The organism is Paramylibacter ulvae, from assembly GCF_014652655.1.
Taxonomy (GTDB): Bacteria; Pseudomonadota; Alphaproteobacteria; order Rhodobacterales; family Rhodobacteraceae; genus Amylibacter; species Amylibacter ulvae.
Window position 1 is genome coordinate 1 of the sequence record NZ_BMZF01000008.1, and the last position, 15,839, is coordinate 15,839.

Sequence of the window (15,839 nt, forward strand, 5' to 3'; positions counted from 1 at the left end):
ACGCCTGCATAAGCTCATAGATGAAGAATACTTTACTTGATATAAACGCGAATATAAGGAAACCGAATTCGTGAGGATACTTTACTTGGATTGTCGGCATCGAAGTAAAAAACTCAACGAAGCCAAGCGTTTTTAAGAATTCAAATTCCTGTTTATACAGTGGCCAGTCAAATCCAAGCTCGTAGCGAAATCCAACGAAATACATATTTAACAATACGAAGCAAAATAGTGTTGCTCGACTTTGGCGTTTCATCAACGCGACAAGTCCATGCAAACCAAAAAATGTAATGTACGGAAGCATAACTATGAATTCACCTTTGCCGCCGACCGCCATTTCAACGCCATTGCCAAAATAACAGCCATCACTAGCTCTGTTATCGCAAGGCTTATTGCGATGCCGCCAAGGCCATAGCCGCTTGTGATCAGAATATATAATACACCCGCTTTGATCGCGAGTTTGATCCCAGATATGACAAAGGTTAAACGCTGACCGCCCGAAATCAACAACACTTGGGTTAAGATTAGCGCCAAAACAATGGGGCCAAGTGATAGCGCGTGCAGGCGAAAAACGCTTGCGGTGCGAAGGGCATCCGATGCTTGGAACGTTCCGTTTTCATAAACGATGCTTACAATCGGTGTGGCCAGCAAAGACAGACAAATCCCCGCCAGCGTGGCAAAGCCTGTCACCAAAATAATCGTGCGTTTATGTTGTGCTGTGACCCGTCCCGTGTCACGCAAGCTGCGCGCGAGTCGCGGGGCAAGTATCAGATTGGTTGATGTTCCCAATACCGCCGCCGCCGCCATGACCAAGGCATAGCTGTATTCAATCACTGCAAGTGTGCCGATTTCCATATTACTGGCGACTGCGCGATCCATAAGGCGCCCGCCCGACAATAATATTTGTGTTAAAAACACCAATCCAAGCGGCAAAAGCAACGGGCGCAGATGATCCCAATTTGGCCCTGCGGATAATGCCAGCATAACCCGCCGCCGTCCCGTTTTGCCAATGGCAAAAATATGCACCAGCAATACGGACAGCCCCGCCGCCAATGCCGAAATCGCCGTGGCGGTGACATCGCGTTGGCTGATGAAAAAGACAAAAATAGCCAGCACAATGACAAATCCGCCCGAACGCATCAATTGCGCGCTTGCCCCTGGCCAGATTTTTCCACGCACGCTCATTGCGGCGCGCAACGGCAAGGACAAGATCACCATCAAGAACATGCCCCAACACAGATAACCCGCATTGATCAGCGCCACTTGCTCCCCACCAATAATACCGGGTGCCAACAATCGCGCCTGCAATGGCATGGTGATCAACCCGATCACAAACACACCCAACGCAATCACACCCGTTGCCCATAAAATTTGGCGCAACGCATGGGCGGGGTGGGATTTTTCACCCATCACCAACACGGGGATCAGGATTGAAACAAAGGATACGGCCAAGCTATCGCTTAATATACTGGGCAGGCCAAATGCGACGCGAAATATTTCCAATTCACGCGATGTGCCGAAAATATACGCCAATAATATTTCGCGTAGCAGCCCAGAAAACAAACCCAAGGCAACAAGGGCAGGGATGACGTAAACGGAAAAACGGCGTAACATTGAAATTCCAATAGGTGCAATTTCACTGGGTCATACTGTGATGTTGACTATGCTTGCAAGGAATAAGCGATTTTGCCGAAGCAAGAAAAACAAATGTTATTTTTGACAAAAATATAACATAATGTAACATTGACGCGAGTCGGTGTTTTGCCGGCGTAGTTTATTGGGAGAAATCTATGAAATTTCTAAGCTCTTTCGCAGGGACACTTGCGGCGGCCACGATGGTGGCTGGTGTGGCTTCTGCTGCTGACGATACATTTATTACGATTGGTACCGGTGGTGTAACGGGTGTTTATTATCCAACGGGCGGTGCGATCTGTCGTTTGGTGAATAAAGGCCGCAAAGATCACGGTGTACGTTGTTCTGTGGAATCCACTGGTGGTTCTGTGTACAATATCAACACAATCAAAGCTGGCGAATTGGAATTTGGCGTGGCCCAATCCGATTGGCAGCACCACGCATATCACGGCACTTCAAAATTCGAAGAGTCAGGCCCATTCGAGGCACTTCGCGCCGTATTCTCCGTACACCCAGAACCGTTCACAGTTGTGGCGCGCGCTGATGCGGGCATCACAAACTTTGACGATCTTAAAGGGAAGCGCGTGAACATCGGTAACCCTGGTTCAGGTCAGCGCGGCACAATGGAAGTGTTGATGAATGCCAAAGGTTGGACAAATGATGATTTGGGTCTGGCATCAGAGCTGAAAGCATCTGAACAGTCTGCAGCGTTGTGTGACAATCAGATTGATGCGATGGTTTACACCGTTGGCCACCCATCTGGTTCGATCCAAGAGGCAACAACCGCATGTGATTCCGTTTTGGTAAACGTTGCGGGTGCCGAAGTGGACAAGTTGATCGCAGACAACCCATATTACCGTTCTGCAACCATCCCAGGTGGCATGTATCGCGGCAATGATGGCGACACAGCAACATTTGGTGTTGGCGCAACATTCGTATCATCATCTGCGGTTCCTGCCGATGTTGTATATGTTTTGGTGAAATCTGTTTTTGAAAACTTTGACGATTTCAAAAAGCTGCACCCTGCATTTGCCAATTTGACACAAAAAGAAATGGCAACGGCTGGTTTGTCAGCACCGCTTCATGATGGCGCTGCGAAATATTACAAAGAACAAGGTTGGATTGAATAATCCGACATGAATACGGGGGAGGGGCGATTGCTCCTCCCTTTTTTCGCTGTGGGGACACATGGCGATAAGGGAGAAAATTAAGTTCAGAAAACTGAACAAATTTGGGAGATGAAACATAATGGCCGAGAATAAACAAAACGCGCCCCTGTCTGATGCAGAGCTTCAGGATATGGTGGCATCTGCGGATGCCGGTGCGCGAAGCCCTGCGGGGTCTGTTGGAACATTCCTTGCGGTTTTGGCAATTATTTGGTCTGTGTTTCAGATCGTATTGGCATCGCCAATTTCAAATATGATTTTACCGGGTTCGGTGATTAACAGTTCGCGTCAAATCCATTTGGGATTTGCGATATTTTTGGCCTATATGGCCTATCCCGCATTTAAAACCAGCCCAAGGCATTACATTCCCTATCTGGATTGGGGGCTTGGGATATTGGGCACGTTTTGTGCGCTTTATGGTTGGATATATTACGCCGAATTGGTGAACCGACCAGGTTTGCCAACATCGCTGGATATTTTTGCTGCTGCCACGGGTTTGATTCTGTTGTTCGAGGCCGCGCGTCGTGCGCTTGGCCCAGCGATGGCGATCGTTGCGGTTGTGTTTTTATGTTACGTTTTCTTTGGCGCGGCATCTTGGGTGCCAGAGGTTATCCGCTGGAAAGGCGCATCGTTGAACAAAGCGATGAGCCATATGTGGATCACATCAGAGGGCGTGTTTGGTATCGCGCTTGGCGTATCAACGAAATTCGTGTTCTTGTTCGTACTGTTTGGCGCATTGCTGGATAAGGCGGGCGCGGGCAACTATTTCATCAAAATGGCTTTTGCCGCCCTTGGTCACCTGCGTGGTGGCCCCGCCAAGGCGGCGGTGGTTGGTTCGGCCGCCACGGGTTTGATTTCAGGTTCATCCATTGCCAATGTTGTGACAACAGGGACATTTACAATCCCGTTGATGAAACGCGTTGGGTTTAGTTCCGAACAGGCGGGCGCGGTCGAGGTTGCATCATCCGTGAACGGGCAAATCATGCCACCCGTGATGGGTGCGGCGGCGTTTTTGATGGTTGAATATGTCGGCATTTCATATGTCGAGGTGATCACCCACGCATTCCTGCCCGCAACGATTTCATATATCGCATTGGTATATATCGTGCATTTGGAAGCGGTGAAACGCAACATGCCAACCTTGCAAAAAGCAAGCGGTAAGGCCGCTGGCGTTTTGGCAACCGCATTATCAATGCTTGGGTTTTTCCTTGGCTTTGCGGCGTTGTGTTATGCCACACAATATCCGGTGCGATGGATTACATCCGCGCTTCCTGCGGGATCTGGTATGATCTTGGCCATTCTATTGGCGGCGATTTATATTGGCCTGTTGTACATGGCCGCACAGGTTCCCGATTTGGAACCCGATGATCCAAACGATCCAAATATCGTTTTGCCAGAGGTAACTGAGATTTATAAATCTGGTCTGTATTACCTGTTGCCGATTATTGTGTTGGTTTACTTCCTGATGATCGAGCAGAAATCACCCGGTCTGTCCGCGTTTTGGGCGACATCGCTGTTGATTTTCATCCTGATTACACAGCGCCCGCTCAAGGCCATTTTCCGCGGTGAAAGCGAAATGGCCGAACGGTTCAAAGATGGTGTAGCTGATTTGTTGCAAGGGCTGATTGACGGTGCGCGCAATATGATCGGTATCGGTCTGGCCACGGCGGCGGCGGGTGTGATCGTGGGTACGGTGACATTAACAGGGATTGGTCAGGTGATGGCCGATCTGGTGGAATTCGTATCTGGTGGTAATCTGATCTTGATGCTGGTCTTTGTTGGTATCTTGTCACTTATCCTTGGGATGGGGTTGCCCACGACGGCGAACTATATCGTGGTGTCATCGCTGATGGCGGGTGTTGTTGTGGAATTGGGTGCGGCGAACGGTTTGATCGTGCCCTTGATCGCGGTGCACTTGTTTGTGTTTTACTTTGGGATCATGGCCGATGTAACGCCCCCTGTGGGGCTGGCAAGTTTTGCCGCCGCTGCCGTATCTGGTGGTGATGCGATCAAAACAGGGTTCATCGGATTTTTCTATAGCTTGCGTACGGTGGCCTTGCCGTTTGTGTTCATCTTTAACACCGATTTGTTGTTGATTGATGTCACCATGATGCAGGGCATTGTTGTGTTCCTTGTATCCACAGTGGCGATTTTGGTGTTCACGGCGGGAACCATGGGGTTCTGGATGACGAAATCAAAAATCTACGAAAGTCTTGCGTTGATCTTGATCGCGTTCATGTTGTTCCGTCCTGATTTTTTCCTCAATTACATGGCGCCAGAATTTGAAACAAAACCTGCAAGCGAAGTATTTGCAATGGCGGAAAATTCCGATGCGGGTGGTAGTTTGCGCGTGCGTTTGATTGGCGAAAGCATCGATGGCAACGCGGTTGATTCACAGTTCTTGTTGCCCCTTGGTGATAAGTCTGGCGATGGCGTGGCGCGTTTGTTTGACAATGCGGGGATCGAGTTCCGCGAAGAGGAGGGCAAAATTTTGGTTGATAACCTGAACTTTGGCGGACCTGCGGAACAGCTTGGCATTGATTTCGATTGGGAACTGGCAGAATTGCAAGTGAAGGCAGATCGCATGGCAAAAGAAGTATTCTTTATCCCTGCGTTCATTTTGCTGGGGTTGATTTACATGCTGCAAATGGCGCGTAAGCGTCGCGAAGATGGCTTGGTAGGAGAGCAAGCATGAAGAAGATTTTATGTGCCGTTGATCTGGGCCAATCAGACAAAAGTGCGGATGTATTGAAACAAGCAAATGCGCTCGCGCAATTGCAAGGATCCAAGTTAAGCGTGATCACCGTTGTGCCCGATTTTGGCATGAGCATCGTTGGGTCATTCTTCGACAAAGGGTCGCTTGATAAAGCATTGGCAAAGGCGAACGCAGATTTGCACAGCTTTGTTACGGAAACGCTTCCAGATACCAAGGTGCAACATATCGTTGCCCTTGGCACAGTTTACGAAGAAGTGTTAGAAGCCGCCAAAAAGCTGAAGGTTGATTTGGTGGTGATCGGGGCGAATAAACCCGACCTTAAGGATAAGATGTTAGGCCCGAACGCAGCGCGCGTTGCGCGCCACGCAAAGGCATCTGTTTACATCGTGCGCTAATTAATTGGGCAGAACCGCATCAAAGGTTTTGCCCAGTTTTTCAACCAGCTGATCCATGTGATTGTCATTCAGGATAAATGGTGGAGCAAGCAACATGTGATCGCCCAATTTGCCATCACGTGTACCCGACATCGGATAACAAATCAGACCGTTTTCAAAAGCGGTCTTTTTCATTTTCGCACCCAGTGCGAGCGATGGGTCAAACGGCGATTTGGCGTCGCGATCAGATACAAATTCCATCCCAAGGAACAATCCGCGCCCACGAATATCACCGATATGTGGATGTTGCCCAAATGTGTTTTCCAACATCTGTTTTAGCTTAGCACCTTGTTTCTGAACACGTGTGATGAGATCACGATCCAGCAATGCATTCACCACCGCAAGCCCCGCTGCCGTGGCAACAGGATGGCCGATATAGGTATGGCCATGTTGAAAAAACCCGGACCCGTTTTCGATAGCAGCGTAAATTTTATCGCTGCATAGCATTGCCCCGATGGGTTGATACCCTGCGCCCAACCCTTTGGCGATGCACAGAATATCAGGCGCTACGCCATCAACATCAGCCGCGAAAAGAGAACCCGTGCGCCCCATGCCACACATGACCTCGTCCAAGATCAGCAACACACCGTATTTGTCGCAAATTTCGCGGATGCGTTTGAAATACCCATCGACGGCGGGAACCGCACCCATTGTGGCCCCAACGACAGGTTCTGCCATGAATGCCAAAACAGTTTCGGGTCCCAGACGAATGATCTCGTCTTCTAATTCTTGGGCCATACGCTGGCCGTATTGATGTGTAGTTTCACCATCATTGCGCCCGATGTATTCGTAACATGGGGCGATGTGGGATACGTTGATTAACAAGGGATCAAATTGCGCGCGTCGCCACGCATTGCCACCCGCCGCCAATGCGCCAAGCGTATTCCCGTGATAGCTTTGACGTCGCGCGATCAAATGTTTGCGTTCGGGTTCGCCGTTTTCCAAATGATATTGGCGTGCAAGTTTGATTGCGGATTCAACCGCCTCTGATCCGCCAGAAACGAAATACACTTTGTCGAGCGGTTTTGGGGCATGCTCAATTAACAGGCTCGCCAGATTTTCCGCGGGTTCGGAGGAAAGAAACCCCGTATGGGCAAAGGCAACCTTGTCCAATTGAGCCTTGATCGCATTGGTCACATCAACATCGCCATGCCCCAGACAAGACACCGCCGCACCACCCGATGCATCCAAATATCGTTTGCCATTCGCGTCAATTAAATAACATCCTTCGCCGCCAACCGCGATGGGGGGGATATTTTTGGTGTGGCGTGGGAAAACATGTGACATGTCAAATCTCGTTTATCAGGGCGCGTGCAAGTGCAACGGTTTGCGCGTTGTTTTGTGCCAGTGTTCCATCTGGCAAATGTAGGTTATTTTCAAACCCGATGCGAATATTCCCACCCCGTTGTAATGCACGTTGCGCACAGGCCAATTCGTTTTGGCCAAAGGCACAAACAGCCCATTCCAATGACATGTTGTTCGCCGCATCCAAAAATGGAAGTAGATCATCGGGCAGGGCGTTGATGGGAGGCGTGTATTGCCCCAACACAAAAATCACACTGTTCATGGTTTCGGGAATGATCGCGGTTTCAACCCAATGTTTATATTGGGCAATATCGGGCAGGCCATAGATGATATGTTGCACATCAATACAGGCCTCTTTCGCAAAACCATAGACATGGGACGCCAAATCGGGACTGCGTGCAATTTCGCGAATGGATACGCTTGCACGGTGGGGGCGGGTATCTTGCAGGCAGCGCAATTGCGTGTGGACATCGAAAATCCCGCCGCTTTCGGTTGTGATTTGAATGGGCATGTCGGGAACACGTTCAGCCACGCCCGCAATGGTTTCGCGATATCGCCCGGCATCCAAGCTGTGCGAGCCATCATCGTTGCGTACATGTAGATGCAATATATCGGCTCCGGCATCATAACATTCGGCGGCACATTGCACGATTTCATCCAACGAGACGGGAAGGGCGGGGTGATCGGATTTTTGTTTACGCGCGCCATTTGGCGCCACCATCAAAGTTGGGTGTGACATTTCCAATTCCAAATTGGCGTGCAGAACGGGCACGCATCTCCTTGAATATAACAAATGTTATACTTGGACAAATAAAAAACACTGTGATTAACTCATTCTAGTTTCACCGCATTGTTTAGGAACATTCAGAAGGATCACATGATGCCACGCAACAAAGAACCGTCTTTTCGTAAATCCGTAGATATGATGTTTGACAAGGCGGTTGGCCTGTTGAACCTCTCGCCTGGGCTGGAAGAAAAAATCCGCGTTTGTAATTCGACCTATACCGTGCGTTTTGGGGTGAAACTGCGTGGCGATATTCATACATTCACAGGATATCGTTCGGTGCATTCAGAGCACAAAGAACCGGTAAAGGGCGGCATTCGTTTTGCAACATCTGTGAACCAAGACGAGGTCGAAGCCTTGGCCGCGCTGATGACGTATAAATGTGCCTTGGTCGAAGCGCCGTTTGGCGGATCAAAGGGTGGTTTGCACATTGATCCAAACGCATGGGAAGCGGATGAATTGGAACGCATCACGCGCCGATTTGCGTTTGAGCTAATCAAGCGTGATTTGATCCACCCGTCACAAAACGTGCCCGCACCCGATATGGGCACGGGAGAGCGTGAAATGGCGTGGATTGCCGATCAGTTCCGCCGCATGAACACAACCGAAATCGATTCAGAGGCTTGTGTCACAGGCAAACCGTTGAACAAGGGCGGCATCGCGGGGCGGGTCGAGGCGACAGGGCGCGGTGTGCAATATGCATTGCAAGAATTTTTTCGCCATCCCGATGATGTGAAAATCGCGAATATGACCGGCACGCTTGATGGTAAACGCATTGTGGTTCAGGGGCTTGGGAATGTGGGATATCACGCGGCCAAGTTTTTGGCCGAAGAAGATGGCGCATTGATCACAGCCGTGATTGAACGCGACGGTGCGGTGATTAATGACAAGGGTTTGGATATCGAAGAATTATCAGGCCACATCCGCGCCAACGCAGGTGTGAAAGGTTTCAAAGGGGGGGAATACGTCAAAGACGGATCTGCCGTTTTGGAAAAAGAATGCGATATTCTGATCCCCGCCGCGATGGAAGGTGTGATCAACATGGACAACGCAGATCGCATCAAAACCAAGCTGATTATCGAGGCTGCGAATGGCCCTGTGACCGCGGGAGCGGATGAAATTTTGCATAAAGCGGGCGTCGTGATTATCCCTGATATGTATGCCAACGCAGGTGGTGTGACGGTGTCATATTTTGAATGGGTAAAGAACCTAAGCCATATTCGGTTTGGTCGTATGCAGCGACGCCAAGAAGAAGCGAGCAATATTTTGTTGATCCAAGAAATGGAACGGCTTGTCGGCAAACCTGTGTCTCAAGAATTCAAAACCAAGTTTTTCCAAGGTGCGGGTGAATTGGAATTAGTGCGCTCTGGATTGGAAGACACGATGCGAACATCCTATCAATCAATGCAATATGTTTGGCATAGCCGCGATGATGTGGACAGCCTGCGAACCGCGGCCTATCTGGTGTCATTGGGGCGTGTTGCAGATAGTTATAAGGCGCTTGGCCTATAATATAAGCGAGACACAAATCGCAAGGTTATCTTGGTTTGGGTTTTCCTGTGCATCAATTGCCTCGGTGATTGATGCACAAATTTTATCAGCGGTGCGCGGTGCGCTTAATGCAATTTTCAACAGTTGTTGTATTTTTAGGCTGTGAATGCCATCGGTTGCGGTGATCAATACATCACCCTTTCGAATTTCAAATGGCGTTGTGCGCAGATCAACGCGTGCGATGTCCCCACCCATAATAACAGAGGTCAGCGCGGCGCGATGGGGATGTTCGGCAGCGGCCTTTTGTGAAATTTGCCCCGCCATTGCCATTTGGTCAATTTGAATGGCCATGGAATGATCTTCGTTTAATCGCAATATTTTTTCATCGCGGATCAAATAAAATGGGCTGTCGCCAACGGAGGCCCAGAATATTTCACCCTTTGAAATAACCACGGCAACAAGCGTTGTGCCCATGCCCATCGTTTGTGGGTTTCTGGCGATATAGTTGGCCAGCGTTTTATTCGCACGATCAACAGCCGTTTTCAGTTGATCAGGTTGGTTTTGTTCAGGAGTGCGCAAGGTGGTGTCCACGGCCTCCACCGCAAGGGTTGCAGCGATATCGCCCGAAGTATGCCCCCCCATGCCATCGGCGATGATGATATATCCATTTTCGCCCGATGCATCGAACCCATAATGCAGCACGTCCTCTTGCACTTGGCGTGCACCCTTGGACATCGCCCATGCGGTTTGGGTTTTCAATGTCATGGCTGTTGCACCATCATTGAAAGATTGGCGAGCACAACTCCATCACCACGGCGCACGGAAAATACCGCCTTTGGCAGGTTTTGTTGTTCCAGTTTTCGCAAAACATTTTCCAATTCTGTAATCCGCCCAACCGATACGCCCAACACACGTTCGGCCAGCAAAATATCCCCAATTTGCATATCGGTGCTGCCCGCAATCGGTGGCGTGGTAATTTGTAGAATTACGTTATTGCCGTATGGAATTTCGGCAATTTCCATGCCGTTGGAAAATTGATACGTTCCATTTTGCTGACTGGTCAAAACGGGTGCTTTGAAAATATCGTTGTTTATGGGCGGTGTTATCATCGCCGCAGTTTGAACGGTTTTGCTGGCATCATTTGTGGCCCAAATGCCAATCGCAACAAGTGCAATGGCAAGGGATACAAATGCCATTTTCCTGCGCAACACGGGTTTGGGTTTTGGTGGAGTGGTTGCAATATAATTGAGCCATTGGTGCCCGTTTTGCAATCGTTCCTTTGGTGATACATTCATGGCGCGATCAATTGCGATCAATAATCCAGGCACATGTTCGGGATGCGTCCCTGACAGGGGAATATATGGATCATCTTTTTCCTGTGCCAAGGCCAAAAGGCGTGCTTGGCTTTCGGCGGGGGCGGTGCCGGTGATCGCGTGATACAACGTAGCGCCAAGCGCATAAAGATCGCTTGATGGAAATTGTTGTGCGCCCGAGACGTAAAACTCTTGGGGTGAGTATCCTTCTTTGGTGACGCGGATGGATGTCATTTTGGGGCCATGTTGGCTGGCCTCTTGTTTGGCTGCGCCAAAATCGATCAAAACGGGATTGTCGTTTTGATCGATCAAAATATTGTCGGGTGAAATATCGCGGTGCAACATGCCGCTTGCATGAATGGTATCCAAGGCATCCAAGAGTTTAATCGCAATGGAATGAATGGTGCTGGATGAAAGATTACCCTGTTCGATCCGATCGGTCAGTTCCTGACCATCTATAAAATCCATCGCCATATAGGCAGTTTGATTTTCATCGAACACCTGATGCACCTTAACAATATTGGGGTGTTCAAATTGTGAAAGATTACGTGCCTCTTCGACGAATGCTTTGACGATGGAGCGAAATTCTTCGCGGTGACTGATGGCGCGGGTCCCCACATCCAGACCAGAGCGGCGGCAAATGGCACGCGGGAAACATTCCTTGATCACCATCGGGCGATCAAGGCTGTCCACCGCCAAATACGTAATGCCAAACCCGCCATCATTCAGAAATTTTTCAATCGTGTATTGCCCCTGTAACAAGGTCGTGCCGATTGGCAATGGGTCTGAGAATTGATCCAGTTGCATTTATTGCACCGTTTCCGATTGTGCCAATAATCGTGCCATCGGCAAAAAACGCCGCCAGCCGGGCACGGTGGCGCGGGGTGAAAATTCTTGCCATTTTGTGTGGCGTGCGGGGTTTTTAAATGCGTCTTGGTTTTTCAATAGTGCGTCGCAAAATGCGGCCAACGCGTGATAGCGCGGCGTGTTTTCGTCCAGATCATCAAACACCGCCAATATAGCGCCCACCGAGATCGTTTGCACAAACCCGTTTTCGATCAGAGCAGGGTAGTCATCGGATTCAAAAATAGATGGTTGATACGTGCTGGCCAGCAGGGCCGAAAACGGCAGTGGAATCAGGCGCAGATTATCACCCACCGTCACCCCATTTAAAAAAGCTGTTGGTTTGCCCGCAACAAACATCATCGCGTCGATATCACCCGATTTCAAACTTTCAAGTGCATCGGTGTGGCGCAGGTGATGTTCGCTAACGCTAATATCCAGAAATTTTAGAACCAAGCGGGATGTGGATTCAGACCCGCTCCCTGTGCCGCCGGTGCTGACGTTTTTACCAGACAGGTCATAGATCGAATGAATGTTGGAATCGCGTCGCGCCAGCACGTGCAATTCTTCGTTATAGATTTTGGCGATGTAGGATATTTTATCCAATGCGGGCGCGTTTGGATCGGTCAGGCGAATTTGGGTGAGCACATCAGATTGCACCAAACCCATATCGACATAATCCAAGTTGAGGATATCGTGAATATTACTTTGAGATCCACGCCCAAGCATCGGGATAATGCGCAAATTATCCGTTTCATCCAACACCGCGGATAAATCCGCACCGATTTTGACATAGGTGCCCGTGGCGTTGCCCGTAATCATGCCAATGTCATTATCATTCGCAGATGCGCAAGTCGCGGTGATCAGGAAAAGCGCGCTTAAGAAATTTCGTAACATTGCGCCCCCCTTAAAATGGCGAAGACCCGTCCATTCGCGCCTTGAGCTCTTGATATGATTTGATGTTATCTTGGGCTTGCTGACCACCTTCTTTGACCAGTAGATGAATCAGACTTTCCAATATGGACATCACACCCAGATAACAGGCAAACCCATGCGGGCTGTCCATTTCAGCGGTGAGCACGGCATCTGGTTTCAGATCGGCAAGGGGCAGTTGTGAATCGGTGATGATTAACAAACCCAGCCCCTTTTCCCGCGCAAATTTACAGGCATTGACCGTGATTTGGCTGTACGGTTTTACGGTGATGGCGAGCAATACATCCTGATCAGAGGCGAAATTGAGATCATCAATCGGGTTGGCCATATCACGCGGGATCAATTGCACATTTGGCAAGACGAGCCGCACCACATGTTGGAAATAATAGGCCAGCGAATAGCTGGCGCGTGTGGCGGTGACATAAACCGTGCGGGCCTGTGTTAAACGGGTGATAAATGCATTGGCCTTTTCTGGCGTCATTTGGCGCAAGCTGTGTTTCAAAATCGACATGGCGTTTTCGGCGGAATTGGCCAGTGCGGTGCCTGTTTCACCCTCGAACGATAATTCATCGAGCCAGTTCGAATTGATGATTGGTTTTGATGATGCGCGCAATGCTCGGCGAAACGGATCGCGGAATTCTTCGAAACCGGGATAGCCAAGTTCACGCGCAAGGCGCACCAATGAATAGGTGCTGACCCCGATTTTTTCCGCAGTTGATCGAATAGGATCAATGCCAAAATCGGCAGGGTGATCAATGACGTATTTTGCAGCCAGCTGTAATGTCGGGGGCAGATCCGAATATTGTTCGCGGATCATTCCCAATACTTTGTTTTGCTGTGCCGTACCCATTCAAATGGCCCCTTAATATGCGTGTTGCACGTTTATACGACATTGAATGGTGATTGCACCAGTGGCGAGTTGTTTTAACATCCTAATACAGTGCACGTAAATTTTTTGCACCAAGCGAGAGCAAACCAACATCTGATCCCACGGCAACAAATTTTGCACCTGCATCGATATATCCTTGGGCCAGATTTTGGTCTGATGTCAAAATGCCCGCGGCCTTGTCCGATGAAATTATTTTGGCGATGGCTTCGTTAATTGCGTCTTGGACGGCGGGGGTTTCTGGTTTGCCGGGGTATCCCATGTCGGCGGCCAAATCGGCGGGGCCGATGAAAATCCCGTGGACGTTGTCGATGTTTAGTATTTCATCAAGGTTTTGCAACGCTACGCGGCTTTCCACCTGTAACAACAAACAAATTTCTGCGTCTGCGGTGGAAACATAATCGGCGATCGCATTGAATTGAGATGCCCGCGCAAGTGATGCGCCAACGCCGCGTGTACCGTTTGGCGGATATTGCACAGCCTTTGCCATTTCTTGGGCGTGTTCGGCGGTTTCAATCATGGGGATCAAAATTGTTTGTGCACCCAAATCCAACACCTGTTTGACCAACCATGTTTCACCGATGGGAATACGGACCACGGATGATGCATCGGTTTGGGCGATTGCGTTCAGTTGTGATTGCATGGATTGCAAATCATTTGGCGAATGCTCGCCATCAATGACCAACCAATCAAATCCGCGCCGTGCACAGATTTCAGCAACCAATGGGCTGGTAAGACCCAACCATAAACCGATTTGTGTGTCGGTGTTTAGGCGTTTTTTGAACTGATTTACGGGTGCGGGCATATGCTAATTCCTTTATAAGAATGTTCACGATAGGGCGAGATTTACGCCCAAGCAAGTGGCGCATTTTGCGTGGTTACAATTTGAAACATCGCCGTAAAACATCCACAGTGTGAATTGGGACGAACAGAGAGGGTGTTATGCAACAAGCCAAAGATTTTCACGACGAATGTCATGCGCTCGCCGATGTGATTGAAACAATATCATCACAGGAGTTTGAGCAGAAAACACAGTTTAAAAACTGGACCATCAACGATGTGATCGGACATTTGCATATGTTTAATCATGCCGCCGAATTAACGTTGCGCGATAGTGCGTTGTTCGATCCATTTTGGGCGCGCATTACCCAACAATTGCAAATGGGTAAATCGCTGTTGGAAACTCAATATCCGTGGCTGGATGGATTGGCGGGGCGCGAATTGTTTCAGGCGTGGAAAGATGGGAGTGAAACACTTGCCAATATTTATGCAAAGGCCGATCCAAAACAGCGCGTGAATTGGGCTGGTCCACAGATGAGCGCGCGATCATCAATTACCGCACGGCAAATGGAAACTTGGGCGCATGGGCAAGCGGTGTTCGATGTATTGGGTGTTGGGCGCACGGATACGGATCGTATCAAAAACATCGTGTTTTTGGGGGTGAATACATTTGGCTGGACGTTCGAAAATCGCGGGTTGGCTGTGCCAGTGGATGTGCCATATCTAAAACTTACCGCGCCGTCGGGGGTGGTTTGGGAATGGAACGCGCCAAACGATCATAACGCAATCATTGGCAAAGCGATTGAATTTGCACAGGTCGTAACACAAACGCGCAATGTGGGTGATACCGCACTAAATATTTCGGGAAAGACCGCACAATCTTGGATGGATATGGCGCAATGCTTTGCTGGCGGTGTTGAAAATCCACCAGCAAAGAGTCAACGATTCATGCTGAGAAAAAATTAAAAAAGTTTGTTCAATTAAAACTGAACAAACTGGACATTTGCGATCATGGCATCTATATAGCGATCAAATTAGTTGTAATAGATCGGAGCAGTTCAGTGCAAAAACAAGTCGAAATCGGTTCAGTGCGCGCCGAATTTATCGAAAAAATTGGTGTCAGCGCCCAAAACGAAGGATTGCCACGGATCGCGGGGCGCGTTCTGGGTACGTTGATATTCGACGGAAAACCTGCATCGTTTAGCGATTTAGCGGAATCACTGTTGGTGAGCCGCGGTAGCATCAGCAACAGTGTGCGTCTGTTGGAGGAACGTTTGTTGATAAAACGCGTTGCCAAAGCGGGGGATCGCCAAGATTATTTTCAACTGGCGGATAATCCATACACATCAATGCTGGACGGCGTGGTTAACCGTATTGCACGCGTGAAGCTGGAAATTGACGAAAGTTTGGCACAAATTCCCGATGACGCGGGTGGTCCACGCGCGCGATTGGCGCAATACGCAGGGTTTTACGGTGCGATGGTGACAGGGTTGGAAGATGCCTTGAATAACCTTCGCCAAGATAAATCTTAATCTCTCTAATTTTAATACCGACTATGA

Annotated in this window: 15 protein-coding genes; 6 read left to right on the top strand and 9 right to left on the bottom strand. The window is 49.3% G+C overall.

From position 1 onward, the window contains the following. Together IE094_RS15555 and IE094_RS12565 are read right to left on the bottom strand one after the other, a co-directional pair. Positions 1-334: hypothetical protein (locus IE094_RS15555; RefSeq protein WP_229802316.1), on the bottom strand; the 334-nt coding region annotated here is incomplete at its 3' end. Next, positions 304-1,611, bottom strand: a complete 1,308-nt coding sequence (locus IE094_RS12565; RefSeq protein WP_189641060.1) for a lipid II flippase MurJ — start codon at positions 1,609-1,611, stop codon at positions 304-306. The genes IE094_RS12565 and IE094_RS15555, both read right to left, overlap by 31 nt. 176 nt (positions 1,612-1,787) lie before the next feature. Here IE094_RS12565 and IE094_RS12570 point away from each other — a divergent pair, with 176 nt between their 5' ends. From IE094_RS12570 to IE094_RS12580, 3 genes are all read left to right on the top strand, one after another. Further along, on the top strand, positions 1,788-2,759 hold the full coding sequence (locus tag IE094_RS12570) for a TAXI family TRAP transporter solute-binding subunit (protein WP_189641061.1): 972 nt from the start codon (positions 1,788-1,790) through the stop codon (positions 2,757-2,759). A 118-nt stretch (positions 2,760-2,877) separates the two neighbouring features. Beyond that, positions 2,878-5,490 carry a TRAP transporter permease gene (locus tag IE094_RS12575; protein ID WP_373295879.1) on the top strand — a complete coding sequence of 871 codons (2,613 nt, stop codon included), beginning with the start codon at positions 2,878-2,880 and terminating at the stop codon, positions 5,488-5,490. Then, positions 5,487-5,906 carry a universal stress protein gene (locus IE094_RS12580; RefSeq protein WP_189641062.1) on the top strand — a complete coding sequence of 140 codons (420 nt, stop codon included), beginning with the start codon at positions 5,487-5,489 and terminating at the stop codon, positions 5,904-5,906. The genes IE094_RS12575 and IE094_RS12580 overlap by 4 nt, the downstream gene beginning before the upstream one ends. Here IE094_RS12580 and IE094_RS12585 read toward each other — a convergent pair whose 3' ends face one another. Both IE094_RS12585 and IE094_RS12590 read right to left on the bottom strand, forming a co-directional pair. Next, positions 5,907-7,232 carry an aspartate aminotransferase family protein gene (locus tag IE094_RS12585; protein WP_189641063.1) on the bottom strand — a complete coding sequence of 442 codons (1,326 nt, stop codon included), beginning with the start codon at positions 7,230-7,232 and terminating at the stop codon, positions 5,907-5,909. Between the two features lies 1 nt (position 7,233). After that, the gene (locus IE094_RS12590; RefSeq protein WP_229802320.1) at positions 7,234-8,022 is read right to left on the bottom strand and encodes a beta-keto acid cleavage family enzyme; all 789 of its coding nucleotides are present in this window, start codon (positions 8,020-8,022) and stop codon (positions 7,234-7,236) included. 108 nt (positions 8,023-8,130) lie between these two features. Between IE094_RS12590 and IE094_RS12595 the strand changes: the two genes are divergently transcribed. Beyond that, positions 8,131-9,546: a Glu/Leu/Phe/Val family dehydrogenase gene (locus tag IE094_RS12595; protein WP_189641165.1), complete on the top strand. Its 1,416-nt coding sequence runs from the start codon at positions 8,131-8,133 to the stop codon at positions 9,544-9,546. On the opposite strand, the gene IE094_RS12600 is transcribed toward IE094_RS12595, so the two are convergent. The 5 genes from IE094_RS12600 to IE094_RS12620 form a co-directional block, all read right to left on the bottom strand. Then, positions 9,541-10,290: a PP2C family protein-serine/threonine phosphatase gene (locus tag IE094_RS12600; protein ID WP_189641065.1), complete on the bottom strand. Its 750-nt coding sequence runs from the start codon at positions 10,288-10,290 to the stop codon at positions 9,541-9,543. The genes IE094_RS12595 and IE094_RS12600 overlap by 6 nt on opposite strands. Further along, complete coding sequence (locus IE094_RS12605) at positions 10,287-11,645, bottom strand: serine/threonine protein kinase (RefSeq protein ID WP_189641066.1); 1,359 nt, start codon at positions 11,643-11,645, stop codon at positions 10,287-10,289. Before IE094_RS12605 ends, IE094_RS12600 begins: the two co-directional genes overlap by 4 nt. Beyond that, a complete protein-coding gene (locus IE094_RS12610; protein WP_189641067.1) occupies positions 11,646-12,578 on the bottom strand; it encodes a TAXI family TRAP transporter solute-binding subunit in 933 nt (310 codons plus the stop codon). It abuts the gene before it with no gap. A 10-nt stretch (positions 12,579-12,588) separates the two neighbouring features. Continuing rightward, a complete protein-coding gene (locus IE094_RS12615; RefSeq protein ID WP_189641068.1) occupies positions 12,589-13,464 on the bottom strand; it encodes a MurR/RpiR family transcriptional regulator in 876 nt (291 codons plus the stop codon). 82 nt (positions 13,465-13,546) lie between these two features. Continuing rightward, positions 13,547-14,305 carry an aldolase/citrate lyase family protein gene (locus IE094_RS12620; RefSeq protein WP_189641069.1) on the bottom strand — a complete coding sequence of 253 codons (759 nt, stop codon included), beginning with the start codon at positions 14,303-14,305 and terminating at the stop codon, positions 13,547-13,549. A gap of 137 nt (positions 14,306-14,442) precedes the next feature. Here IE094_RS12620 and IE094_RS12625 point away from each other — a divergent pair, with 137 nt between their 5' ends. Both IE094_RS12625 and IE094_RS12630 read left to right on the top strand, forming a co-directional pair. Then, positions 14,443-15,246 carry a TIGR03084 family metal-binding protein gene (locus IE094_RS12625; protein ID WP_189641070.1) on the top strand — a complete coding sequence of 268 codons (804 nt, stop codon included), beginning with the start codon at positions 14,443-14,445 and terminating at the stop codon, positions 15,244-15,246. Positions 15,247-15,341: 95 nt separating this feature from the next. Continuing rightward, positions 15,342-15,812 carry a GbsR/MarR family transcriptional regulator gene (locus IE094_RS12630; RefSeq protein ID WP_189641071.1) on the top strand — a complete coding sequence of 157 codons (471 nt, stop codon included), beginning with the start codon at positions 15,342-15,344 and terminating at the stop codon, positions 15,810-15,812. Positions 15,813-15,839 lie beyond the last annotated feature (27 nt).

Bases quoted from the DNA above. Each gene is read 5' to 3' on its own strand.
- IE094_RS12585 (WP_189641063.1), bottom strand. From the start codon at position 7,232: ATGTCACATGTTTTCCCACGCCACACCAAAAATATCCCCCCCATCGCG.
- IE094_RS12620 (WP_189641069.1), bottom strand. From the start codon at position 14,305: ATGCCCGCACCCGTAAATCAGTTCAAAAAACGCCTAAACACCGACACA.
- IE094_RS12600 (WP_189641065.1), bottom strand. From the start codon at position 10,290: ATGACATTGAAAACCCAAACCGCATGGGCGATGTCCAAGGGTGCACGC.
- IE094_RS12570 (WP_189641061.1), top strand. From the start codon at position 1,788: ATGAAATTTCTAAGCTCTTTCGCAGGGACACTTGCGGCGGCCACGATG.
- IE094_RS12595 (WP_189641165.1), top strand. From the start codon at position 8,131: ATGCCACGCAACAAAGAACCGTCTTTTCGTAAATCCGTAGATATGATG.
- IE094_RS12565 (WP_189641060.1), bottom strand. From the start codon at position 1,611: ATGTTACGCCGTTTTTCCGTTTACGTCATCCCTGCCCTTGTTGCCTTG.
- IE094_RS12610 (WP_189641067.1), bottom strand. From the start codon at position 12,578: ATGTTACGAAATTTCTTAAGCGCGCTTTTCCTGATCACCGCGACTTGC.
- IE094_RS12615 (WP_189641068.1), bottom strand. From the start codon at position 13,464: ATGGGTACGGCACAGCAAAACAAAGTATTGGGAATGATCCGCGAACAA.
- IE094_RS12605 (WP_189641066.1), bottom strand. From the start codon at position 11,645: ATGCAACTGGATCAATTCTCAGACCCATTGCCAATCGGCACGACCTTG.
- IE094_RS12580 (WP_189641062.1), top strand. From the start codon at position 5,487: ATGAAGAAGATTTTATGTGCCGTTGATCTGGGCCAATCAGACAAAAGT.
- IE094_RS12575 (WP_373295879.1), top strand. From the start codon at position 2,878: ATGGCCGAGAATAAACAAAACGCGCCCCTGTCTGATGCAGAGCTTCAG.
- IE094_RS12625 (WP_189641070.1), top strand. From the start codon at position 14,443: ATGCAACAAGCCAAAGATTTTCACGACGAATGTCATGCGCTCGCCGAT.